This window comes from Xanthomonas sp. 10-10 (assembly GCF_040182365.1).
GTDB classification, from domain to species: domain Bacteria; phylum Pseudomonadota; class Gammaproteobacteria; order Xanthomonadales; family Xanthomonadaceae; genus Xanthomonas; species Xanthomonas arboricola_F.
Window position 1 is genome coordinate 820,970 of the sequence record NZ_CP144460.1, and the last position, 22,209, is coordinate 843,178.

Genomic DNA, 22,209 nt, shown 5'->3' on the forward strand with positions numbered 1-22,209 from the left:
AAGTCGGTCCAGGCCATGGAGCGTAAGCTATAAAAAATTCAAATTTTTTGATGATGGCCGTGCTTGCTGTGTTGGCCACTGCATGTGCAGAAAACAACTTGCCGGTTCAATACTCCCAGTTGTCGTTGTCTCCCCTCAGCGTTCATAGGCAGGATGCTGAGAATGTTCGGATAGATTTCAAGGTGCCATTGGAGAGTCTGTATTACGTTGCGGGTGCTAACTATGAGGTGGTGAACGGCTCCTTGTCGGTGAGGATTATTCGGTGTTCCATCCACGAGCAATGCAAGGCGATGGTCGACTTGTTGCCGGGGCTTCCACCTTCTGTAGGGAAGGTAGTCATTCCATTTGCGGGAAATCGCGTGCGCATCACGCACAGTGACGGTATCCAGTCGTTCGACATCTAGGGAAGTGGGAGATGGCTGACCGGCTCGTGCTAGGAGTGCATAGCTGGGTTGATCCAAACACGCAGGCGAATGGAAATGCGTTCGATAAGTTCACTGACGGTGGCGTTCAGACGGCCACGCCGGCGACCAGCACGTGCCCCACGTCCGCCTCAGCGGCCTATGGCTGGAACAACTGGGCTTCGCCATCGGCACCAAGCTGCGCATCACCGCCAGTAAAGGACAGCTGCTGATGGAGGTGTTGCCGCCGGTGGAGGTGCCTGCAAAGCACCTTAGGGCGCGTCGCTGAGCGCCATTCGCCGCATTCAGGTGAAGCCTGTACGCCGCTTGCCGATCTTGCAAACGCAGAACCGCGTGAGGTAAGCGCTGCCGCCGCCTGATGCGAGGTCATTGACGTGTTAGATTTCAGCGACACTCTTAGCGCAGGATCAGAGAGATGGCCTTTCACCTTGGGAAATCCCATGGCCGGCAAGTTAACCAAGGACGTAATATCCTTCCTCGGGCAACGTTGCTACCGAGTGCGTTGCTGGCAATATGCAGCTTTCATGCGGGATGTGCCCCGAGTACTCCACGCGATCAGTTAGCCGTAGCGGCCGCAAAGCCCTCCACTGAAACCAGGAGCAAAGACGTGACGGAACGCCTCAAGCAAGATGTGGATCGTTTGATCGCAACAGACTTCCAGGATGTCGTCGCCGTTAGTACTCAGCTCCAAGCTCAATTTGGACCACGGCACCTAGACGGAGAAAGAGAGCTCCGGGTAAGCGAGCAGGGCATGCTGGCGGGTGAAAAGGTACGGCGCGTTGAGTTCATTAATGCGGCAGATGATCCATCACGCGGGAAGTTGGTTATCGATTTCTCGCCACCTGGCCCGAGTTTTGTGGAAGCTCCCTGGGCTGATGCTGTTCCTTATCCGCCTCGACCAGATGCGCGAGATTCCAGAGCCTATTGGGAGATGACAGTTAACGGAACCAAGGTCATCTTTGGTTTGACAGAAGACCAGTCACACCTGAGCTATATTTCGATCAGCAAACTTTGAGATAAGTTTGGTGAGTCAAGCAAGGGAAATGCATAATGGAAATTAATGAAGAGAAAAAACTTCCACAGCCAAAACAGGTAGGTTCACCAACCAATGGTGCGCTACCCGCTTCTCCGCTGAAGGATCCAGCATTAGCGCCTTTAATTAACTCTTCGCCCACACTTCAAGCGGGCCTTTCTCAGTTCAAGCGAGATGGCATAGGCGTTGATTGGGGTAGCGCGGGTGGAGGTACTTACCTGGATCCAGGTAAGAAAGTCGTGATTGACCAGAACGCAGCTGGCAAAGGCGAACGGATCGCAAGATCACTATCGCATGAGATTGGACACCATGGGTTCGCTGAGCCTAAAGATTATTCTTCCAAGCAAGCTTACGTGAACAATATGCTGCGCGGCGAAGCCGCTGCAACGCTCAGCAACGCACTCGTTCGACGTGAGATTCTGAATCATCAGGGGCCAGATATCGGCATCTCTGGAAGTGGCACGAGACCGCAGCAGTACGAGGCAATTGCAGATCAGCAAATGGCAGGCCGCATCACACGCGATGCTGCATTGAACCAGATTGCCCAGGTCTTCAAGACGGAACAACCTTCGGTTGCTCCAAGTAAGACGTACGAGCAATATTATGGCGATTACTACGACAAACACATCGTCCCCTGGAAGCTTAAACAGGGGCGGCCAGAGCCCGGGGCTATTGGCGACATCACTACTTCTGATGTGAAGCAGGGTGGACTTGCCCCTGAATCACATCCGGCCTCACCGAGGACCGCGTTGCTGCCCTCACAGCCAGGCCATGCAGACCACGCGCTGTATCAGCAGATCAAGGGTGGCGTGACGCAGCTCGACGCCCAGCACGGCAGGGAGTGGGATGCATCGAGCCAACGCATGACCACCAGCCTGCTTGCGCTGGTAAAAGAGGAAGGGCTGTCGCGGGTGGACCATGTAGTGCTCAACAATCCGACACCTCAATTGGCTGGCGGCGAAAAGGTCTTCATTGTCCAGGGTACGCTCAATGACCCGGCCCACCAGCGTGCCCATATTCAGACAGTGGACGCCTTGCAGACACCAGAGGCCCAGTCGTTCGATCGCCTGCAGGCAATCAACCAGACTCAGGCCCAGGCGCACGAACAGCAGCAGGGGCTGGAGCAGTCGCAGCAAGCCGTTACCCAGGCCGGGCCGTCGATGACGCGCTGAGATATTCCATGTTGTCGGTACCGGCTGTCATTGAGTGCGACGAAGGCTAAGAGTTGCCTGTGAAAAATTCGCTGATGTACGTCGTGTTCTGTTTGCTCGTTACAACGGGTTGCACCCGGAGATTCGCTCAATTTGGGATGGATAAGCCCTCCGGCCCCTCACTCTGTGCACAGGTTCTGGACTGGGAGAGCACAAGCGCGTAAGCTCCCCCGTCAAGCAGGCACTTCAAAAGTAGAGCTTTCGGCGTGCTTGTTGCGGTACTCGACCGGGGTCATTCCGCCGAGCGAATCATGGGATCTTGCTTCGTTGTAGTCGATCATCCACCAGTGGGCGGCTTCGCGCACATCGTCGAGGCAGGCGAAGAAATTCAGGTCGAGCACTTCCTCGCGGAACGTGCGATTGAAGCGCTCAATGAAGGCATTCTGATTTGGCTTTCCCGGCTGGATGTACTGCAGTGCGACGCCATTCGTCTTGAGCCAGCTGGTGAACGCTTCGCCCAGGAACTCGGGGCCGTTGTCCGAGCGCACCACCTGCGGCAAGCCATGATCGCGTTTGATCTGCTCGAACACACGCACAAGCCGTTGCGAGTTGATCGAGGTGTCAACCTCGATGTGCAGCGCCTCGCGATTGAAGTCATCCACCACGTTGAAGGTGCGAAAGCGTCGTCCGCATGCCAGCGCATCGCTCATGAAGTCGACCGACCAGACCGTGTCTGGCAGCCTCGGCACGTAGAGCGGCACCCGCTCACGCTTGGGAAGGCGACGCTTTGCAGCGCGGCGTAGGTTGAGCTTCATGGCCTTGTAAACGCGATAGGTGCGTTTGGGATTCCAGCCTGGTTGCTGCTTGCGAAGGTAGTCGCTGCACTTCCAGAAGCCACGACTGGGGTGCGCTTCAACGTAACGCGCGATCTCGGCAATCAGCTCGGCATCGCGCACCGTCCAGTCCAGAGGCGGTGCGTACCAGGCGGCACGCGACAGCCCGACGCATGCACAGGACCGGCGCAACGGCCGCGCGTGGACCTCGATAAGGAACCGCACCGCCTCGCGCTTACGCGCCGGCCCTAGAGTTTTTTTGCGATCAGGTCCTTCATTGCCGCGTTGTCGAGCGCCAACTCGGCGTACATCCGTTTGAGCTTGGCGTTCTCGGACTCGAGCTCCTTGACCCGCAGCAGCTCGGACGCCTCCAAGCCGCCGTACTTGCTCTTCCACTGGTAATAGGTCGCCGTGCTGATGCCGACTTGGCGACAGATGTCTTTGACTGGAACGCCTGCGTCAGCCTGCTTGAGCGTGGCGATGATCTGTGTCTCGGTGAACTTCGATGTGCGCATGGAACCTCCTGACTTGGGAACGATGCCAGAAAGATCTACTTATGCGGTGTCTGCCGATCGGGGGAGCTTACGAGCGCACCTCAGGTGCTGCGAATAACGCCGCAGATCGTCGAGGACGAGAACGGCCGGTCCTATCATTTTGATCTCGGTGGACGAAAGGGGCTGCGCTATCTGGATGCGAGTTGTGGAATCGGTGTGTATGCTGAATGCAGATTCGACGCAACTTATTCGAATGGAAATGTCTTTCGATTTACTGAGCTGTCGACATTTAGCCTCTGGGAAAGTCGAGAGGAGTTCTATCTTGTCTATCATGTCGTTGCCCCTAAGGGGGAGTTCGATAAGGGATTGCGAAGAGTCGTCAAGGTGGATGATCCATCCTCAGAGATCTGCAATCAGATCGGTGACTACTCAAATTTGATGTAGTTGCCCGATCAGGATGTCAACGACTTGCTCAGTTGCCTGGGTCCGGAATTTATCAGGAGGGCACGTCGCTAATCCTGCCAAGATGCGCGTGCATTGCGCTTCTGGTAAAACATCGCTCTACCGCAGGAAGGAGCCGCGCCGTATGTCATTCGCTATCTTCCGTTCTTACGTTTCGGCATCGGCCGCAGTGGTCATTGCCACCTTTGCAGGATGCGCCATGACCGAGCCGCCAATCTCAAAAGAACAGTTCTCCGAGCATGTTGTGACGCTGCTGGCCGGCAAGGACTCGGCTGTGGTCGAAGCCGGCAAGCTGACCGATTTCCCTTGGAAGACGCTGTGCTTCGAGCGCGATGACAGCCTGTTGCTGAAGTTCGATCGCGACGGAGAGACATCCGTGCTGCCGTTGCCCTATGAAGAGTTCTTCGTGGATGAGGCACATGTGAGCAATTCCCTGGAGGACAGCTGTGTCACGCCATCCGACCGCATCCTGATCAAGAAGAAGTATCCGGGCTATCAAGGGCCTATCGAGTTTCAGAAGGCGGCGCAGGGAGGCTAAGCCATGGTCGATATCACCGATCCGAAGGGTGCCAAGCGTCAGATTGAGCAGGAAGCCTATCGGCACTACGAACATCTGAGCGGCATCACCTTGGCAAAGCGTCCCGATGGCACCTTCCAATCGCAGGGGCACAACGAAGAGCTCGATGCCTTTCGGCATGCGTATACCAGCGGCCGTGTCACCCAGCTTGCGTTAGGTCAGCAATGGATCGCACGCAGGTTCGGGGATGATGCCGAGATTGGGCCAGCCCATCCAAATGATCCCTACGAACATCGCATGGATCTATGGAACAACGAAGCCGGTCGCCGGCTTGGCGATCAGACCTCCGGGCGAGATGAGCTGGCGCGACAGGCCTACGCTGCGCTGCGCCAGGGCGATCTGGCGACCGGTTTGAACGATCCGCGGCTCAGGCAGCTGTTTCCCGACGATCCACGCCTGGCGCGGCCCCAGGGAGATCCTCAGCGTGATCTCGTGACCAGCGGCGATGTTGACCGGATCAACAAGGATGTATCGCGCCTGCAGGACCAGCAGCATGACAGGTTCCCAGACACGCATCCGGATCGTGCGTATTTCAATACGCTGCGTGGGCAGCTGCCTGCATCGGTGTCCGACACCAAGGTGGCCGAGGTCATGATTGCCGCAAAGCAGGCGGGTGTGGAACGGGTCGACCAGCTCGCAGGCGCCGTCCTGCGTGACGACCACATCTTCGTGTCTGGCAAGACGCCAGGATTTCGTGCGCAGGTAGACGCGACCACTCCGGCACCTGATATGCGGCAGAGTGTTTACACCGCCGATCAGCACAATGCCGTCCAGGCCTACGACCAAGCGCAATCACAGGCTGCACAACAAACACCTGCGCCTGGACGCTAGGCGGCTCAGTGGGAGGCTGGTGGTAGGTGCTGCCGACGTGATGCCTTCGACGGCTCAGTCATCAAGGGAAGGCCGGCGCGCGCCTGTTGACGCGTGATGTCTGGTCCCGGTAATGGTCAACGCGTGACGCTCACCGTAATGCCGCACGCGCCGCCTGCAACGAATCGGCAAACAGGTCAACGGCGCGCTTTCCCTCGTTGTCCTTGATGGTCTGGTCGGCGCCCCTCGCCAGGACAAGCGCGTAGTTGGGCGTGCTCTCATCGTTGCTTTCCTGTTCGGCGGCGTAGTGCAGCAGGGTGCGGCCCCTGGCGTCGCGCGCGTTGATGTCGATCCCCAGGCTGAGCAGAAAATCGAGAAAGGCCACTTCCTTCGGGAAGGTGTGGCGCGGTAGCCAGTGATGGGCGGTGAGGTTATGCAACAAGGTCTGCTCGCCCGGTTGCAGGGCCAGCGGGTCCAGCCCCTTGCTCATGATCAGGCGCAGCAAGTCCGGCTGGAAGCAATAGGCCAGCGATGAGCGCCCATCGGCCGCGTTGCGGGTGGCATCGGCGCCCAGTTCCAGCAGCGCGGTGATGGGGCTGTTGCCGGCTAGCGTGTGGGACAGCAGCGCCGATTGCAGCGGGGTGTAGTGCAGGGAGTCGTCAGGGTTTTGCGCGATGGCCTGTGCGTTGATGTCGGCGCCGCCGGCGACCAGCACGCGCACCTTTTCGCCGGTGCTGGCGGTGTGCAGCGGCGTGGTGCCGTGGATATCGCGCGCGTTGGGATCGGCGCCGTGCGCCAGCAGCACGCGTGCGGTGGCCACGCCGCCCCAGCCGAGCATGGTGGTGCCGTTGTCCCAGCGTGCGTCCGGGTCGGCGCCGGCATCCAGCAGCGTTTCCAGCATGTCCAGATAGTTCTGCAGGCTGAGGTGGTTGTGCAGCTTGCCGTCGACATCTTTCACCGCCTCCTGGCTGGCCTGCTGCAGGCCGCGCTTGGCGGCGCGATAGCGCTCGCGGGTCTGTGCGTCCTTGGCTTGGGCGATCATGGCATCCAGTGAGTCGAGGCTGCCGATGCTGGTGCTGTCGATCAGGTGCTGGCGGTATTGCGCGCGGGTCATCGCGGCGATGGGTCCGCGGGTGACCACCAGGTCGTGCAACGGCCAGTAGCGCTGATTGGTCCAGCCGTTGACGCGTGCGCCGTGCGCGATGAGCCAGCGCACGGTGGCCAGCGTGCTGTGCTTGACCGCGGTATTGAGCGGCAGCAGCCGTGTATTGAGCGTTGCGCCGGCCTTGAGCAGGCGCTCGATCATGACCGGGTTGTCGTGCCGGGTGGCGTAATTGATGGCGGTGGCAAATTCCTGATCGGTGGCGATGTGCTCGCTCAGCCAGTCGCTGTCCGGCGTGCAGTCGGGGACGGCGCCTGCCAGCAAGGCCGCCTCGATACCGACGAGCGAATCGGTACGTGCCGCATCCAGCAATGCGCGATCGGCCGCGCTGCGCTCCACCACCGGCAACGGCGGTGTGTCGTTGCCGGGCTGTGCCGGGTCGCGCTGCAGCCAGGCCAGCCACGCTTTGGCGCCTTCGCTGCGGGCGTCCAGGTAGAAGGTGTCGTTTTTCTGGCCGTTGCCGAAGCGCATCCACGAGGCCCATTCGGTGCCGGCCATGCCTAGCGCCGACATCTGGGTGATGAAGCTGAAGAAGTCCGGCGCCAGCGCCAGGCCGTGCAGCATCTCCAGCTCGTGCGAGAAATAGCGCACCGGTTGCCTGGCCGGATCCGCATGCGTGGTGTCGATGGTCAGCCAGTCGCCGTTGATGAGGCTGTAGAAAGCGAACTGGTGTTCCCACATTGCGGGGCTGTTGGGTGCCTCGGACAGGTCGCGCGTGGCCAGCTCCTGCTTCCAGTCCAGAAACACCGGCAGGGCCATCGTATCGATATGCGTCAGGCTCCACACCGCGTCGCGGTTGCAGCTCATCGACGGCAGGTCTTGTTGTTCCATCGCGCGCAGGTGCGAGGGCACAGACCAGCCGAAGCTCACTTGCGCCGACAGCTCGCGCAGGACATGGCGCAGTTGTGCGGGGATCGGCATGCGGTGGCGGCGTTCTAGCGCGACCAGCTGCCGCTCGGTCGCAGGCGGGGCGATCCGCAACGGCGTCACCCGCCAGTGGCGCTTGCGGGCGATGGCTTCCATCCAGCGCCATTTCGCCTGCCACTGGGTCCAGCGTGTGTGCAGGGCGGTGTCCTGCTTGGCGCAGGCTCCGGGTACGCCCGCTGTGGCCACGGCGAGGAGGCCGGCTTCGAGAAACTGACGACGGGTGACCTTGCTCAGGTGCGGTTCCTCGCAGAAGGCGGAAGAGACAGCTGCGTGCGGGGCAAAGGATAACCCGCGAGGGGATCGGCGCCCGGCAGCAAGCAAAGCGCGAGCGGTACACCAGGACGCGACCCAGGAATGCCTGCAGCGCAGACCTTGCGCTCTGTTGCCTGGGCTCGATAATCGGCACGACACCGTGCGGCGGCTGCGATACGTGCTGCCTGCAGCCAGATGTGGCTGAACTGCATCGGTGCGGGAGCAACGTCAATCCACGGAGGATGCAGATGCCATCGACATCGCAGATGGAAGACAGGTTCACCCCGGCTACGCGGCTGTATGCCCTGCTGGCGCGCGACGGGGGAAGCGGTGTGATCTTCCGGCGCGGGCCCAGCAAGCAGGTGCAGTTGATCGCCTGGGATTTGCGTACCGATACGTTCGCCCACGGGCAATGGTTCAAGGGCCGCATCTACGAACGGCGTTGCGATCTGTCGCCGTCGGGGCGGCTGTTGGTGTATTTCGCGGCCAAGCACAAGGGCGATTTCGGAACCTGGACTGCGCTGTCGCGCCCGCCGTTCTTCACCGCGCTGGCGCTGTGGCCCAAAGGGGACGCGTGGGGTGGTGGCGGCGTGTTCGAGGACGAGCAGACGCTGCTGTTGAATCATCGCCCGCAGGCAGGCCGCGAGCCGTTTCCGTTGCCGACCGGCTTCGGTCTGAAGCACGGGATGACGGTGCGGCCAGTCGGGCAATGGTCGGGCGGTGGCGAAGACGAGCCGATCGACAGCATGTTGCGGCAGCGCGATGGCTGGCGAACGATCGACACCGGTGAGGGCCAACGCGGCGGTTTGCGAAGCGGAGTGCTTTATCGCTTTGCGCGGCCACGCGTGTGGGAGAAGGACGGCAGTGGCGGGCGCCGACTGCAATCGGCGTTGCATGCGGTGGGAACCCGCAACGACGCCTGGTATGCGCTGGATCACCGCGTACTGGATCGCGAGGGCGTCGTGCTGGTGGACCTGCCCGGGACCGACTGGGCCGACTGGGACGGCGGCGACCTGGTGTACGCGCGGGGCGGCTGCCTGTATCGATTGTGCAAAAGCGATTTCCGGCGCTGTCCCGAGGAGGGCGAGCAGGCGGCTCGGCTGCTGCATGACTTCAGCAAGGCGCGGTTTGCGCCGGTGGCACCACCGGCGGAGGCGCTGCGCTATTGAGCCAGCGCTGCGCGAGAGTGGCGATCCAGGCTGACGTCCGGCGTCAATGCCGGGTTCGTGAGCGGTCGGCAGGCGAGCAAAGGTGCTCTTTCGGTACTTGAGCGGTTTAGTGGATCACGGTGCACCGACATGCCGGGGCCGATCATCGCGGCCATGAACAGTGGGAACCAGATCACGGCGCGAGCCGTCTCCGTCGCGCCCGGTAGCACGGGGCGCTCCAGCATCAAGGTGACTGTCGAGTTGACGGGCAATCCCGATCCGCGGTGGCAGGCTTGCTTCAACTTCGTCGTACAAGGGCGCGACGGGTTCTTCATGAAGGCCAGGCCGGTCTTCGACGGGGGCAGCTTTGCAGGCGAGGTGCCAGCCGAGCAGGTTGACGCATTCCGACAGGAGCTGCCTGAGGTGATCGTGGCGGCCAATGTGCTTGCGAGGGCGCAGGCCAACAAGGATGCGCTGCGGTTGCGTCGCTGAGCGCTGCCGGTTCGGCGCATGCGATGTGAGCGGTAGCGCAGTTGCTGCGCGTCCCTCGGCGCTGCGTTAGTCCTGCAGGCCTGCGATTGCGCCAGTCTTCGGCATAAGGCGTTCGTCTTGAAGCCGGCATCGTCGGTGTTCCCTCACCATGCTGCCGTGGCGGATTCCCTGTCGGCGAGCGGGCAGGGCGCACTGACGACGGCCGCGTGTCTCAACTGCATATTGCGGCGGATGCCCATCTCCCAAAGCAATACGACTTCTCATTTCCAGTCGGCGTCTGTTGATGTGGTGTGCCGGCACGCATCGCATCGACGCGACGCGTGCCGGCAGTCGAACCGCTCACCAATCCGTCGGCGCGTAATCCTTCAGGAACTGCCCCCACACGTGCTCGCCGGTATTGAAGCCGTGGATGATCGGGTCGACGATGCGGGCGGCGCCGTCGACGATGTCCAGTGGCGGGTGAAAACGCTCCTGCTGCACCTTGAGCGCGGCGATGTCGGCCGGATCTTCGTCGGTGACCCAACCGGTGTCGACGCTGTTCATGTGGATGCCGTCGTTTTGATAATCGGCCGCCGAGGTGCGCGTCATCATGTTCAACGCGGCCTTGGCCATGTTGGTATGCGGGTGACGGGTGGTCTTGAAGTTGCGGTAGAACTGGCCTTCCATCGCCGAGACATTGACGATGTGCTTGTCGCGCTCGGGTGTGCGCAGCATCAGCGGCTTGAGGCGTGCGTTGATGATGAACGGCGCGATGGCGTTGACCAGCTGCGTTTCCAGCAACTCGACCGATGGCACTTCGGCCATCAGCAGGCGCCAGGAATTACGACCGCGCAAGTCGACCTGCTGCAGATCCTGATCGAGACGGCCTTCGGGGAACAGGTGCTCCTGGCCCACCAGCTCGTCGTCCAGCAGCGCGACCTGCGACAGCTCGGCGGCGCGGGTGAGGCCATCGGCATCGGCAAGGCCGCGCCCGTGCACGGCAGGCAGTGCGGTGGCCGAGGCGTCGCGCAATGGCTCGGGCGTGCGCAGTCCTTCGTAATGGCCAATGAGCTTTTGGACGGTGTCCGGCAGTGCATCCAGCGCGGCGGTTTCGTTGGCCATCATGTGCGCGTAGAACTGCGGCGGGCGGCGCACGGTCTGGCAGGCGTTGTTGATGATGAAATCCAGCCGCTCGCGCGTGGCCAGCAACTGGCTGCAGAACGCCTCCACGCTGGGGGTGTGGCGCAGATCCAGGCCGAAGACCTGCAGGCGATGGCCCCACTGCGCAAAATCCGGCTCTTGCGCGTAGCGCGCGGCCGAATCGCGTGGAAAGCGCGTGGTGACGATCAGCTCGGCACCGGCGCGCAACAGCTTCAGGCCCGCTTGATAGCCGATCTTGACCCGTCCACCGGTCAGCAACGCCACGCGACCGCGCAGGTCGGCGGTTTCGGTGCGCTTGAAGAAATTCAGCTCGGCGCAAGCGGGGCACATCTGATCGTAGAAGTGATGCAGCTGGGTGAACTTCTGCTTGCACACGTAGCAGTGCCGCAGTTCGGGCGAATGCAGCGGCTCCGGCGTTGCGGATGCGTTCTGGCCGTTATGCGCGTCGTGCAGACCGGCAGCATGCGGCGGGAAAAAGTTTGGCGTGCTGAACACCGGCTTGCGCCGCAACGCGCGGATGCCGCGCTGCTCGAGCAGCGCCTCGGCCTTGCGCACTTTCTCCTGATGCCGCTCGCGCTCGCGCTGCTTGAGCAACTGCCGCCGCGCCTTGGGCTCGGGGTGATAGACCTTGGCCACCACTTGGTGCAGGCGCACGCGGTCGGCCTCGGGCAGGGTGTCGAGCACGCTGCGGTCGGCCTCGATGGCCTCCAGCAGGTCCAGCGCCGCGCGCAGGCGGTCGGTGAGCGGCAGGTCGTCGTTGGCGGGCAAGGGCGGGGCAGTGGTGTTCAAGGTAGATCCGGAAAGAAGCGGTACAGGGGCGTGGCGGGGGCGGCCGGCTGCCAGAAAGCGGGAAGGGGGCCGGCGAGAACGGCGGCAGGCTGCCAGCTGGGGGCAAGCGATCGGCCGCAGCGCAGGCATTTTCGCCGATTGTGGGGCCGTGGCGCCAATCGATGGGGGTGTAGGGGCCGAGTTGCCGCCGCGACGCCCAAGCAACTGGTGGCTACGATAGCCCCGAAGGTGCAGGGGTCGGCTGTTGCTGCCAACCAGGTGTATTGATGCCGCATGCGGGTGCCTGGTTTCCCTCATCGGCGCGCTGGCACCCTTTAGAATCGGCCGGACATGGGGCCGGCAACACGGTTCTGTGGGAGACCCACACCACGTCCAGACAGGAAGGACCCGCCATGCCAGCATTTGCGCTTCAGTATTTTTGCCGGTTTGCCCTTGTCGCGGCGATGACGGGATTGGCTGCGTGCGGCGCTGCTCCAGAGCAGTCGAATCCGGCGCCCCCGATCAGCCGCGAAGCGGCCGCGAAGCGAACTGTGGTCCCACTAACGCGCCCCGTTGCCCTGGACAAGGCCGGCACGATCGCGGATCTGGAGTTTGATCTTCCGCCGCCTCGCCCTGGTGCATCTGCTGATTTGATGCTGGGCCTGCGCGTGTGGGCGGCGGATGCGACTTCCATGTACGAGATCAAGGATTCGATCAACCATGGAGAGTTCCATGCGAGATTGCATCTGACGCGCGTGGATGGCGCAGCCCCTGTGCAGATTGCACTGACGCGTATCAGCAAGGACTTGAGCCATCGACTTCCCGTTGCCGAAAGTGGTGAAGTGTCTGCTACCACATCGACCAGCGTAGACAGTGCAATGCTCAAGGATGCCGGACTTCTCGACCAGCGCTCGGTGTATGGCGTGCTCAGTCTGGCCCAGGTGCAAAGGGCTGTGCCCGGGAGATATCGCCTTGTTGTTGAGCTCCGCGGTGACCGGCCGGATTTGAATGCAAAAAATGTTGAGCTGATTGTTGCTTACTTCAATAAAGGGAAATAAGTCATGGCCAAGGAAGACCCTTACCTTCTCACAATTTATCTTGCATCCCCCGGTACGCCGCTGAAGGAAGGGGGAACATCCTTCACCGGACACATGTATCTGGGAACCTCCCACGGCGATGTCCATGAAAGCTTCGGCTTTGCACCAAGCGCAAGGCCCAGAGCGCAGCGGAGTGATTCGGACGACATCCCGGGGGAAGTGTCCGGAAAAGATGTAGAAAATTACAGGGACCCTCAGTACGCAAGAACGATGGAAATCAGCAAGGATCAGTACGACAGGATTCGAGAGTTTGCAGCCGACCCTGCAAAGCACGGCTTCGACATGAGATACGACACGTTTTCCAACTCGTGTGTCGACTTCAGCTGGGCCGCATTGAATCATGCTGGCCTTTATCGCCAGACCGTTCTCGGAGGCATCAAAGGCTATGAAGGCGAGCCGAAGGTGCTGCATAACGAGCCTGAAATTCAGAATCTCAAGGCGCCGTTTCCGGAGAGTGAGTTGAATAGGGAGGTGCGACACCCCAAGCCTGAGCGGGACCTGTGGCAACTCATCTTGTCCGATAACCAGACACAGGCCGATACCGGTCGCCTGGTTGCTGATGGCACGCCGATAGACCCGCTGCATCGCCAGGCCGAGGAGGCAGTGCGCCGCCTTGAGCAAGGGCTTGGCAGGGAGTACGACGAAAATAGCGCACGCCTGGCGGCCAGCTCCGCGTCCTTGGCCAGGGAGCACGGGCTGTCGCGGATCGATCATGTTGTATTGAGCGAAAACACAGCTAAGGCGCGGCAAGGCGAGAACGTGTTTGTTGTGGAGGGAGCTCTGAACGATCCAGTGCACAAGATGGCGCACATGAGAACCGGTGATGCGATCGCGCAGCCCGTCGCCCACTCCTTGGCGCAGCTGCAGTCCTTGGGCGAAACGCAGCAGCAGTCACAGCAGCTGGAGCAACTACGGGAGCAAGCGATTGCACCGCAGCACCGGATGACGTGAGACGGGTTCTTCCGGCAAGGCGGCCGCCGCGATTGATGGAACGACGTGAGGGTGAGCCGGTTACGGGGATCTGCTGTTTGAGCAGATCCCATGCCGAGCGCAGGGATGCGATCGCCTGGACGATTGGGTAGTCTTTCACCCACCGGGCGCATAGGCGCCCGGACATTCAGGGGACATCGATGAAGAATTCCATGCTTGCCAGTGGGCTGGCAGGCTTGCTGTGTGCGTGTACGGTGGTGTCGCCCGACCCGGGCCAGAAAGCGGTGTTGGTGGATAAACCGATGCTGTTCGGTAAAGGCGGAATCCGCCTGGACGACGTGCGTGACCCGGGTCGGACGTATGCGTGGCTGACTACATCCGCCACCTATGTGGATGTGACGCCGCAGACCGTGCAGGTGGCCTTCGACGACTTTTCGTCCAGCGACAATATCCTGCTGGATTTCTCCACGCAGATTCAGTACCGGATCACCGCACCGGCAGTGTTGCTGTCCGGCTTCGGGCAGGATTGGTTCAAGAACAATGTCGCCAGCCAATACGCATCCATCGTGCGCGACCAGGTCAAGCGCTATGACATGACCAAGATGATGAGCGATCCCGATACCGCCAGAAAAATCGACGATTCGGTGACGCAGAACGTTCGCGCCCTGGTCAAGGAGCAGCAGCTGCCGATCGAGATCCAGAACATCACCTTGGGCCGCGCGCGTCCCAACCCGGATGTCCTGCAGCAGATGAACCTGACCGCTGCCCAGCAGCAGCGGGTCAAGACGCTCGTCGAGGCCACCACGGCCGAGCGACAGCGTGAACAGGAGCAGGTCGCCAAGGCCGATGCCGACAATGCATACCGCAATCGCATGGGGCTGACCCCGGAACAATATCTGGCCAGCCAGATCGCCGAACTCAATGCAGAGGCGTGCAAGAAAGCGCAGGCCTGCTACATGGTGCCTTCCGGCACATCCGTGATCGCGCGCTAGCTGGGTGGCCTCACCAGGGACTGGGTTGCAACCTGATGAGGCAACTGCGCGACAGGCGTGCTCGCCGTGATGGCGGGCTGCTCACGTGCCTTCCAACATGGCTGGGCTACGGTGACTGCTTGTCGTGAGTACAAGGAGACACCATGGGCCTGCTGGTCGATGGAAAGTGGCAAGATCGTTGGTATGACACCGACAAGAGCGATGGGCGCTTTGAACGGTCGCAATCGCAATTTCGTCACTGGGTGACAGCCGATGGCTCTGCCGGACCGCATGGGAAGGGCGGATTTCAGGCGGCGGCGGGGCGTTATCACCTGTATGTGTCATTGGCGTGCCCGTGGGCGCATCGCACCTTGATCTTTCGCCGCCTCAAGGGGCTGGAGTCGCTGATCGACGTATCGGTCGTGAACTGGTTGATGCGCGACCAGGGCTGGACGTTCGATCCTGGTCCGGGCGTGATCGCCGATCCGGTTCACCATGCCAAGCGGTTGTATGAGGTGTATCTCAACGCCGATCCGCGTTACACCGGGCGCGTGACGGTGCCGGTGCTGTGGGACCGCGAGCGCAACACGGTGGTCAGCAACGAGTCGGCGGACATCATCCGCATGTTCAACAGCGCCTTCGACGCGGTTGGTGCGGCCGAAGGGGACTTTTATCCAGCTCCGCTGCGTGAGCAGATCGATGCGCTCAATACGCGGATCTACGACACCGTCAATAACGGCGTCTACAAGGCGGGCTTTGCCACCACGCAGGCGGCTTACGAAGAAGCGGTGGTGCCGCTGTTCGAGACGCTGGATTGGCTGGAGGCGCGCCTGGGCGAGCATCGCTATCTCTGCGGCGACGTCCTCACCGAGGCGGACTGGCGGCTGTTTACCACGCTGGTACGGTTCGACGCGGTGTATGTCGGGCACTTCAAATGCAACCTGCGACGGATTGCCGACTATCCGCAGTTGTCCGGTTTCTTGCGCGAGCTCTATCAGATGCCGGGTATTGCAGACACCGTGAATTTTCAGCACATCAAGGGCCACTACTACCAGAGTCACGCCACCATCAACCCGACCGGTATCGTGCCGATGGGGCCGGTGCTGGACCTGCATGCACCGCATGGGCGTGGTGGTTGAGACGCCGGTGAGAGGCCGCCTGATCGTCCGTGTTGCGGGTATGCTGCGCTGCCTTGATCTTCCGAAGGCAGACGTGCCCGACGATACGGTGGTGGGTGCAGGGCAGATCGCGCTCATCCGCAGGTTGTGCGATGTGGTCTTCGGGAATGCCGTCGATACGCACGCGTCTGCCGGCAGTCACACAGGCAGCGGTCGCACCCTGTGGCTGTACCGGAAGGGCAATCGGATGTGCTGTGGGTGCGAACGGGTCGACGACGCGCTGGCACCCCGTTGTATATGACTCCGGGCCGGCAGCCGCGCTCGGATGGGTCCCAGCCGAGCTCAAACGTACTCGTCCGACGCATCATCGGTGCGCTTGCGCTGATGGTGCCGCTTGGGATCGCATTGTTTCTGCCATTCGGGTGTGTCTGGGTCTACCTGCTCGGCACGATGCTCGCGCAATGGGGGGGAGAACAGGCTGAGTGGTGCGGTGCACCTCACGTGGGTCTGGTGGCTGGGAGCCTGTGTCGGTGCCAGCGTCGCACTGGCGCAGCGGAGCGGAGCGATGCGATTGTCACGGGTGTCTTGCTGGCAGGCGTGTGTTTTGTTGCGCTTGCGCTGGTCGGTCGAGCGTGGGAGAGGATCGCTCGCCTGGCCAGTGCGCATGACGACCCCGGCCCGACGCTGACACGGATCGATGGTATCGAAAGGCCGCGTGGCAGGGGACGGTCGGATGCAGCGCCATCGACACCGGAAGGTGGACGCCTGCGTATCGTCGGCTGTCATGAGCCGCGCAATAGCGCGCCGCTGCAGTACGACTATCTGTTCCCGGATGGCAGCGTGGTGTTTGGTGCAGGCGCATCGACGGCGTACTCACCGGATGGGCGCTACTTCGTGTCGCCCATGCCAACGACCGGCGCGTGGGGGCTGTTGATTTACGACCGCCATGCGCAACGGGTCTATCGCTGCAACAAGGTCGAAACCTTTGTCGATCTCCATCGGGTAACGCAGACGCATGTCGAAGGCTGGGGTAGCCGGATCGACAAAGACGGCTGCATGCTGTCGGCCGCGACCGAGGACCTGCTTGCGCATTCAGTCAGTGAGCCGATGGTCGACATGGCAGATCTCAGGATTCCAGAGAGCTACGCGGACCATGCCAGACGGCGACGGGAGGTTGAGCTTCCAGTCGCTCCGGCGGGAGCGCCGGCATTGACGCTGGTCGCGTATCTGCCGTGTAGCCTGATGGCACTCGACGATCCGTTGGAGCCGCTGTTGTCGCCCTGGTTGGAGCTGATGGTCGATGACCAGCCCAGCGGACTGCTGATCTGCGGACGCAATCCCGTGCTGCTCTGGGGCGAAGACGGTCAATCGCTCGCCTGCGTGGTCAAGCCCAAAGGGTGCGATGAGCAGCCAGGCCAGTGGAGATGGAGCATCCAGCAGGGCTGGCATGCAGTGGACGAATCAGGCGGCCAGCCTTAGCTGGGCGATGCGGCATCTGCGCTGCTGCAGCTGTCATGGCCTGTTGGTGCCAACAGGCCTTCGTGCGATATCTGCGTGCAGCTTACGCTGCAACTACTGCCTGGCTGCATCCCGGATGATCAAGGTCGCTGCACCCACCGCGATGGCGTCTTCGACGACACCGGTGCTGGTCTGGCCATAGCGCTCGATCGCACGCATGCGCGCATTGAAGGTGAGATAGGCGGCGGCAACCGCGGTGGTGGCGCCGAGCAATGCCGCGATGCCGCGCTGTTCGCGCGGTGCCAGCGCCGTGCCGACGATGACCCCGGTGGCGATGCGGGCGATCATGCCGGGCAGCACGATGCGGTCGGGGGCGGTCTTCATCTTGTCGCCGGCCAGCTCGCCACCGGCAAGCGCCAGCATGCCGGCCGACGCGAGGGGATTGGCGAGCAATGCGGGCGCGCCATTGTCGGCGGGAAGCTTGCCGGTGCGTGCAGCATTGGCCACGGCGGCCAGTGGGGTCATCGAGCGCATGCCGGCCACGGCGCTCATCAAAATGGAATGGATCAACGCCATGTGCACCTCTGCATGTGCGCAACCATCGCAGGCGGGATGCGCTGCGCGGCACGCTGTCGTGCCGTACACACTAGGTGCCGACATGTGTGGAACTTGGCAAGACGTTGTGCAGGCCACGCAGTGGTCGCGACCTGCCAGTGGTGCCGCGCATGGAGGGCAGCGGCAAGAGGTGATGCGCGCATCGGCAGCACGCTGCGATGCGCGCGCCCATCAATGCCTGGCGAACTGACCCCGTTGCCACGCCAGCCACACCAGCGTGAGGCCGACTGCCAGGCAGACCAGCATGCCGGGTAGCGATGCTTCCGGGCCGAATGCGCCCCCGGTGAGCCACTCCGGCATCGTGGCGTTGAGCGTGCTGCGCGCGATCGCCGGGCCCATTGCCATGCCCGAGACGGCGGCGCCGAACAGATAGCCCTGGGTAAAGTTCCAGGCGATATGCGCACCGATCGACATCCACAGACGGCCGGTGAGCGCGTAGAAGGCGCCCAGCATGACCCCGGCTTCCAGTGCGATGCAGATTGCCGCAAATACCGTGGCATTCGGGTTGCCCAGATGGCTGAAGCCGAACACCGCCGATGACGCCGCAAACGCGATCCACGGGCCGAATGCACGCCACACCAGACGCAGCAGCACTGCACGCATCATGAGCTCTTCCACCACACCGGCTTGCAGCGCCTTACGCAGCGGTGTCAACGCCGATGCCGGACCGATCCACTGGATGTCGTACAGGCCGAATAGTGCCATGATGCCCATCACCACCGAAAACATCGCGGCACCTGCCAACAGGCCGATGGTCAACTGCGGCAGCATCGCAGGTAGCGCAATTTCCGACGGCGTGCGTTTTTCGGCCAAGCGCACTGCCAGTGTGTAGATGCAAAGTGCCACCAGCGCCCCAAACAGGCTGACGGCGAACTGCACCGGCTTATTGGTCTTTGGCCAGAACCCTCCCAGAAACCGCGTCACCACGCCGGTGGGGATGGCGACCAGGAAGAACAGGACGATCGTCCAGCCGCATGCGCGTAGCCAGCGCAGCCGTCCAGGGCGCAAGACACCGTCATCGCCCAGCGCGATGGGATGCGGGGCCAGTGTTCCTGCGGATACCGCGACCGTGCCCGTGGATTGCGTCGTTGCATGCATATGCGACTCCTTGTAGATGCGTCGGCTATGGGGTGGGCGTGCTGGAAAGTGCGGTCGCTGCCGCGGAAATGCGGGTTGCAAACGAGCGTTGGTTCAACGCGGCGATGGCTTCTGCAAGCACTGCCGACAGCGGCACCGACAGCTCCATATCCAGTTGCGCGGCTGCTGCATTGGTCGCTGCCCACTGATGCTGCAAGGCTGGAATCATCTGCTTCGTTCTGGCGGTGAGCACCACGATGCGCTCGCGTGCATCTGCACCGGGTTTGAGTGCGACCAGACGCTGCTTGGCCATCTGCGCCACGGTCTGGCTGGCGGCGGAGTGGGTGATGCCGATCTCCTGTGCCAGCCCCTTGATGGATGTCGGGCCAAGCCGCATGAGCACACGCAGCACGGGCGTATAGCGGGGTCGCCAGGCAAGGCCGGATGCGGCGTAGACCGCCTCCAGGTCGCCGTCGAGCAGCTCGATCAGGTGCCGGACCAGGGTGCCGAGGGTAGGGGGTGGGGAACTCATGGATCAAATGTATAAGCGCTGTTGCAATTACGCCATGTGCCGGAAGTATGGGGCATCAGCCGGTGCTGACGACGGGTGCGGCTTCATCGGCGTCGCCACGTGGGATCGCGGGATCGGGCGAACGAACATGGGGCGTGCCGATAGCCCGCTGATCGGTCGTGGACCGCCGGCTGTGCAGATGGCCTGGCATGAAGGGCGGCGCACGTATCACACTGGCGCCGCCGCACTCATCTGGCTTGGGGGTCACTCGACCTTGTACAGCAGGGCCAGGGTGGATTTGCGTACGACGTTGCCGCAAAGCAGGTAGGGCTTGTTGGCGCTGGTTGGCTGGCGTCAGCCGCCCACGTTGTCGCCATACACCCACTGCGCGAACAGCACTGAAAGATCGCGCCCGCTGGAGCGCTCCATTGCCGACTGAAGATCGTGACTGACGACCGTTTTGCCCGCATTATCCCGCGTATAGCGGCGCATGCCCGCCCAGAACGCCTGTTCGCCAAGCGTTTGCCGCAACTGCGCAAGGAATAGCGCGCCCTTGCTGTACTGCACGGCGCGGCGGAGACGTAACGAAGGATACTGGCCCGACCAGGCAAGCGGTTTGTCGAAGCCGGCGTCACGGGCAATGGCAAGCCGGCGGCGTGCTTCATCCAGCTCCTGCTGGTACGTCGCATCGCCAAAGGCGTGTTGTTTCCACGCGGCGACCATGAACGTGGTGATGCCCTCGTTCAACCAGAAGTCCTGCCACGACGCGCAGGTGACAAGATTTCCCCACCACTGATGCGCCATTTCATGCGCGATGATCCATGCCGAGGTGGCATCTTCCTGCTCGTCTTGCAGTTCTTGCGCACCGATGAGCGAGAACGTGGCCGCTTCCTGTGCCTCCTGTCCGGGGACCAGGAGCTGGGTGTAACGACGATCCGGCAGTGATACGCCTGCCGCGTTCGCAAAAAATGCGGCAATGGATGGTGTCTGCTGGAATGCAGTGGCCAGGTTCGCAGCCTGACCGGTGCCATCGAGATAGACGAACCTACCAGCGGTGGTATTGGATGACTGCTGCGAGAAGTTCCCGACCGCAAATCCGAACAGATAGGCCGAGTACGGCCTGGTAGAGCGCCAGCGGTGCAGCACCAGGCCGTTCGAAAGCTCCTGCCGGGGCAAGGCTGCGCCGATGCTCAGCGTCTCGATGCCGGCAGGAACAAAAAGATCCAGAGAGAAAGACGCTTTCTGGCCGGGGCTGTCCTGCAGGCAGACCATCCAGTCGCAGGCGAAGTAGCTGGTGTAGAAGCCGCTGGCTGCGCGGACAACTCCCTGCGCCGGCACGCCGACGATCTTGAAGGTGAGCCAGGCACGGTCACCTTTGGCAAGCGCGGTCGGCAACGCAAACGTGATGCCTTCGGCGGTGCTGGTCGTTGCGATCGGCTGACCATTCAGTTCGGCCGAGAGGATCTGCAGTGCATTAGGCGAGAACGTCAGCTGGGTGAGGTGGTCGGACGTGCTGCGCAGGCGAATGCGCTGTGCGCCGGAGAGCGCGGTGGTGGAGAGGTCCGGGCGCAACTGCACGTGATAGCGCTCCACCTCGAACCCTGCGCCCGGCAGCGTCGGCGCTGCGGCCATCAGCGAAGACGATGCGAGTGCCAGCAGTGCAACCACGACCTTGTATCCCGCCAGTACCCGATGTGTCACTGCTGGCTCACCTCAGGAGTTTTTATCCCGAGCAAGGCCTTCAAGCCGTGCGTGGCGCCGCGTGGCCCGATGGTCAGGTGGTCCTCGTCGTTGAGAACTTCCAGCTCGACATGCAACGACGGATAGTGTCGTTCGCGCAGTGCCTGCGCCATGTTCCGTGCGTCGACGACCATGTCGTGATTCTGGTGATAGCGCACTTGCTCGTACTCGCCGACGTACATGTAGACCTGTGCCGGCAGGTCGGTATGCGAGGCAGCAAAGCTTGCCTCCTGCGCCACCATCGCGTGCTCGCCATACCAGTACGAAGGGCTGCCCAGGATGTAGCCGGCGAACATGTCCGGTGTGCTCAACAGGATCTGCGTGCCCAGCAGGCCGCCGTACGAATGCCCCAGATACAGGCGCCGCTGTTCGTCGGTTCGGTAACGGTTGGCAACGAACGGCAGTACGCGATCGCGCAGGTAACGGATGTAGTCGGCACCCTTGCCGTGGGTGGCAACCGGCGCTGCGCCCGGGCCATCCTCCGGTGTGGGCGTGTAATCGCGTCTGCGGCTCGGCATGGGCTCGTCGCCGACGGCGTAGGACAGCCCGACCAGAATGAAATCGGCGATGGCCGGCCCTTCGCCGTTCAAACGACGCGCGATCTGCTTGACCAGTGGAAACGCATAGTCGCCATCGGTGGCATACAGCACCGGGTAGCGGCGCTGCGGATTGTCCGCATAGCCACGTGGCAGCGCGACGAAGACCTGGTAGGTTCGACCTGTTGCCGGATCGGGCACATCCCAGACCTGGGTATCGGCCAGTTCATACGGTTGACCATCGCCACGCTGGCCACCAGGCGCGTGAGCGGGCGTACGCGCTGTGGACGCTGGTGCCGCTGCGGCAGTGGGTGTCGGTGCTGGCGGTGGTGCCTTGCCGCAGCCAATCAGTAGCAACAGTCCCAATCCAGCCGATAACAGCTTGTTCAATACAGCCTCCTGCATGTGGTGAAGCGTGGTGCCGTTGCAGCGGTGCAGACGAGAGCTGGCTGTCGATACGTGGCGGACCGCGCGTGCCGGTTCTG

The 22,209-nt window shown here is 62.1% G+C and carries 19 protein-coding genes and 1 pseudogene; 12 read left to right on the forward strand and 8 right to left on the reverse strand.

What is annotated here, in order from left to right; all coding sequences use genetic code 11:
* Window positions 1–519 precede the first annotated feature (519 nt).
* The 3 genes and pseudogenes from VZ068_RS03505 to VZ068_RS03515 form a co-directional block, all read left to right on the forward strand.
* A pseudogene (locus VZ068_RS03505) lies at window positions 520–690 on the forward strand (SymE family type I addiction module toxin); the annotation flags it as partial.
* 339 nt (window positions 691–1,029) lie between these two features.
* The gene (locus VZ068_RS03510; RefSeq protein WP_349656919.1) at window positions 1,030–1,437 is read left to right on the forward strand and encodes a hypothetical protein; all 408 of its coding nucleotides are present in this window, start codon (window positions 1,030–1,032) and stop codon (window positions 1,435–1,437) included.
* A 35-nt stretch (window positions 1,438–1,472) separates the two neighbouring features.
* Window positions 1,473–2,627: an XVIPCD domain-containing protein gene (locus VZ068_RS03515; RefSeq protein WP_349656920.1), complete on the forward strand. Its 1,155-nt coding sequence runs from the start codon at window positions 1,473–1,475 to the stop codon at window positions 2,625–2,627.
* 212 nt (window positions 2,628–2,839) lie between these two features.
* Here the strand turns inward: VZ068_RS03515 and VZ068_RS03520 are convergent.
* A protein-coding gene (locus VZ068_RS03520; protein WP_349656643.1) for an IS3 family transposase occupies window positions 2,840–3,954 on the reverse strand; the annotation gives its coding sequence in 2 pieces (ribosomal slippage) (window positions 2,840–3,702 and window positions 3,702–3,954; 1,116 coding nt in all).
* A 565-nt stretch (window positions 3,955–4,519) separates the two neighbouring features.
* On the opposite strand from VZ068_RS03520, the gene VZ068_RS03525 reads away from it, so the two are divergent.
* Both VZ068_RS03525 and VZ068_RS03530 read left to right on the forward strand, forming a co-directional pair.
* Window positions 4,520–4,933: a hypothetical protein gene (locus VZ068_RS03525; protein ID WP_349656921.1), complete on the forward strand. Its 414-nt coding sequence runs from the start codon at window positions 4,520–4,522 to the stop codon at window positions 4,931–4,933.
* A 3-nt stretch (window positions 4,934–4,936) separates the two neighbouring features.
* Window positions 4,937–5,803 (forward strand): hypothetical protein, encoded by an 867-nt coding sequence (locus tag VZ068_RS03530; protein WP_349656922.1) that lies wholly within the window; start codon window positions 4,937–4,939, stop codon window positions 5,801–5,803.
* A gap of 130 nt (window positions 5,804–5,933) precedes the next feature.
* Here VZ068_RS03530 and VZ068_RS03535 read toward each other — a convergent pair whose 3' ends face one another.
* Entirely contained in the window at window positions 5,934–7,967 is a 2,034-nt protein-coding gene (locus VZ068_RS03535; RefSeq protein ID WP_349656923.1) for an ankyrin repeat domain-containing protein, read from the reverse strand.
* Window positions 7,968–8,371: 404 nt separating this feature from the next.
* Between VZ068_RS03535 and VZ068_RS03540 the strand changes: the two genes are divergently transcribed.
* A complete protein-coding gene (locus tag VZ068_RS03540; protein ID WP_259167516.1) occupies window positions 8,372–9,292 on the forward strand; it encodes a hypothetical protein in 921 nt (306 codons plus the stop codon).
* A gap of 153 nt (window positions 9,293–9,445) precedes the next feature.
* Window positions 9,446–9,763 (forward strand): hypothetical protein, encoded by a 318-nt coding sequence (locus tag VZ068_RS03545; protein WP_349657636.1) that lies wholly within the window; start codon window positions 9,446–9,448, stop codon window positions 9,761–9,763.
* A 339-nt stretch (window positions 9,764–10,102) separates the two neighbouring features.
* On the opposite strand, the gene VZ068_RS03550 is transcribed toward VZ068_RS03545, so the two are convergent.
* Window positions 10,103–11,692 carry an SDR family oxidoreductase gene (locus VZ068_RS03550; RefSeq protein WP_349656924.1) on the reverse strand — a complete coding sequence of 530 codons (1,590 nt, stop codon included), beginning with the start codon at window positions 11,690–11,692 and terminating at the stop codon, window positions 10,103–10,105.
* Between the two features lie 392 nt (window positions 11,693–12,084).
* On the opposite strand from VZ068_RS03550, the gene VZ068_RS03555 reads away from it, so the two are divergent.
* The 5 genes from VZ068_RS03555 (at window position 12,085) to VZ068_RS03575 (ending at window position 17,266) form a co-directional block, all read left to right on the forward strand.
* Window positions 12,085–12,729 carry a hypothetical protein gene (locus tag VZ068_RS03555; RefSeq protein WP_349656925.1) on the forward strand — a complete coding sequence of 215 codons (645 nt, stop codon included), beginning with the start codon at window positions 12,085–12,087 and terminating at the stop codon, window positions 12,727–12,729.
* A gap of 3 nt (window positions 12,730–12,732) precedes the next feature.
* Complete coding sequence (locus VZ068_RS03560; RefSeq protein ID WP_349656926.1) at window positions 12,733–13,719, forward strand: XVIPCD domain-containing protein; 987 nt, start codon at window positions 12,733–12,735, stop codon at window positions 13,717–13,719.
* A gap of 191 nt (window positions 13,720–13,910) precedes the next feature.
* The gene (locus tag VZ068_RS03565; protein ID WP_259155976.1) at window positions 13,911–14,690 is read left to right on the forward strand and encodes an SPFH domain-containing protein; all 780 of its coding nucleotides are present in this window, start codon (window positions 13,911–13,913) and stop codon (window positions 14,688–14,690) included.
* A gap of 143 nt (window positions 14,691–14,833) precedes the next feature.
* Window positions 14,834–15,808, forward strand: a complete 975-nt coding sequence (locus tag VZ068_RS03570; RefSeq protein ID WP_349656927.1) for a glutathione S-transferase family protein — start codon at window positions 14,834–14,836, stop codon at window positions 15,806–15,808.
* A 270-nt stretch (window positions 15,809–16,078) separates the two neighbouring features.
* Window positions 16,079–17,266, forward strand: coding sequence for a hypothetical protein (locus tag VZ068_RS03575; RefSeq protein WP_349656928.1), 1,188 nt, complete (start codon window positions 16,079–16,081; stop codon window positions 17,264–17,266).
* Window positions 17,267–17,359: 93 nt separating this feature from the next.
* Here VZ068_RS03575 and VZ068_RS03580 read toward each other — a convergent pair whose 3' ends face one another.
* The 5 genes from VZ068_RS03580 to VZ068_RS03600 form a co-directional block, all read right to left on the reverse strand.
* The gene (locus tag VZ068_RS03580; protein WP_349656929.1) at window positions 17,360–17,821 is read right to left on the reverse strand and encodes a DUF4126 family protein; all 462 of its coding nucleotides are present in this window, start codon (window positions 17,819–17,821) and stop codon (window positions 17,360–17,362) included.
* A gap of 210 nt (window positions 17,822–18,031) precedes the next feature.
* The gene (locus VZ068_RS03585) at window positions 18,032–18,958 is read right to left on the reverse strand and encodes a CPBP family glutamic-type intramembrane protease (protein WP_349656930.1); all 927 of its coding nucleotides are present in this window, start codon (window positions 18,956–18,958) and stop codon (window positions 18,032–18,034) included.
* 25 nt (window positions 18,959–18,983) lie between these two features.
* Window positions 18,984–19,469 carry a helix-turn-helix domain-containing protein gene (locus tag VZ068_RS03590; protein WP_349656931.1) on the reverse strand — a complete coding sequence of 162 codons (486 nt, stop codon included), beginning with the start codon at window positions 19,467–19,469 and terminating at the stop codon, window positions 18,984–18,986.
* A 333-nt stretch (window positions 19,470–19,802) separates the two neighbouring features.
* Window positions 19,803–21,116, reverse strand: coding sequence for a M1 family aminopeptidase (locus tag VZ068_RS03595; protein WP_349656932.1), 1,314 nt, complete (start codon window positions 21,114–21,116; stop codon window positions 19,803–19,805).
* Between the two features lie 29 nt (window positions 21,117–21,145).
* Window positions 21,146–22,084, reverse strand: coding sequence for an alpha/beta hydrolase-fold protein (locus tag VZ068_RS03600; protein WP_349657637.1), 939 nt, complete (start codon window positions 22,082–22,084; stop codon window positions 21,146–21,148).
* Window positions 22,085–22,209 lie beyond the last annotated feature (125 nt).

Coding starts and splice junctions, on each gene's coding strand:
- VZ068_RS03515 (WP_349656920.1), top strand. CDS start 1,473: ATGGAAATTAATGAAGAGAAAAAACTTCCACAGCCAAAACAGGTAGGT.
- VZ068_RS03525 (WP_349656921.1), top strand. CDS start 4,520: ATGTCATTCGCTATCTTCCGTTCTTACGTTTCGGCATCGGCCGCAGTG.
- VZ068_RS03530 (WP_349656922.1), top strand. CDS start 4,937: ATGGTCGATATCACCGATCCGAAGGGTGCCAAGCGTCAGATTGAGCAG.
- VZ068_RS03535 (WP_349656923.1), bottom strand. CDS start 7,967: ATGGAAGCCATCGCCCGCAAGCGCCACTGGCGGGTGACGCCGTTGCGG.
- VZ068_RS03540 (WP_259167516.1), top strand. CDS start 8,372: ATGCCATCGACATCGCAGATGGAAGACAGGTTCACCCCGGCTACGCGG.
- VZ068_RS03545 (WP_349657636.1), top strand. CDS start 9,446: ATGAACAGTGGGAACCAGATCACGGCGCGAGCCGTCTCCGTCGCGCCC.
- VZ068_RS03555 (WP_349656925.1), top strand. CDS start 12,085: ATGCCAGCATTTGCGCTTCAGTATTTTTGCCGGTTTGCCCTTGTCGCG.
- VZ068_RS03560 (WP_349656926.1), top strand. CDS start 12,733: ATGGCCAAGGAAGACCCTTACCTTCTCACAATTTATCTTGCATCCCCC.
- VZ068_RS03565 (WP_259155976.1), top strand. CDS start 13,911: ATGCTTGCCAGTGGGCTGGCAGGCTTGCTGTGTGCGTGTACGGTGGTG.
- VZ068_RS03570 (WP_349656927.1), top strand. CDS start 14,834: ATGGGCCTGCTGGTCGATGGAAAGTGGCAAGATCGTTGGTATGACACC.
- VZ068_RS03580 (WP_349656929.1), bottom strand. CDS start 17,821: ATGGCGTTGATCCATTCCATTTTGATGAGCGCCGTGGCCGGCATGCGC.
- VZ068_RS03585 (WP_349656930.1), bottom strand. CDS start 18,958: ATGCATGCAACGACGCAATCCACGGGCACGGTCGCGGTATCCGCAGGA.
- VZ068_RS03590 (WP_349656931.1), bottom strand. CDS start 19,469: ATGAGTTCCCCACCCCCTACCCTCGGCACCCTGGTCCGGCACCTGATC.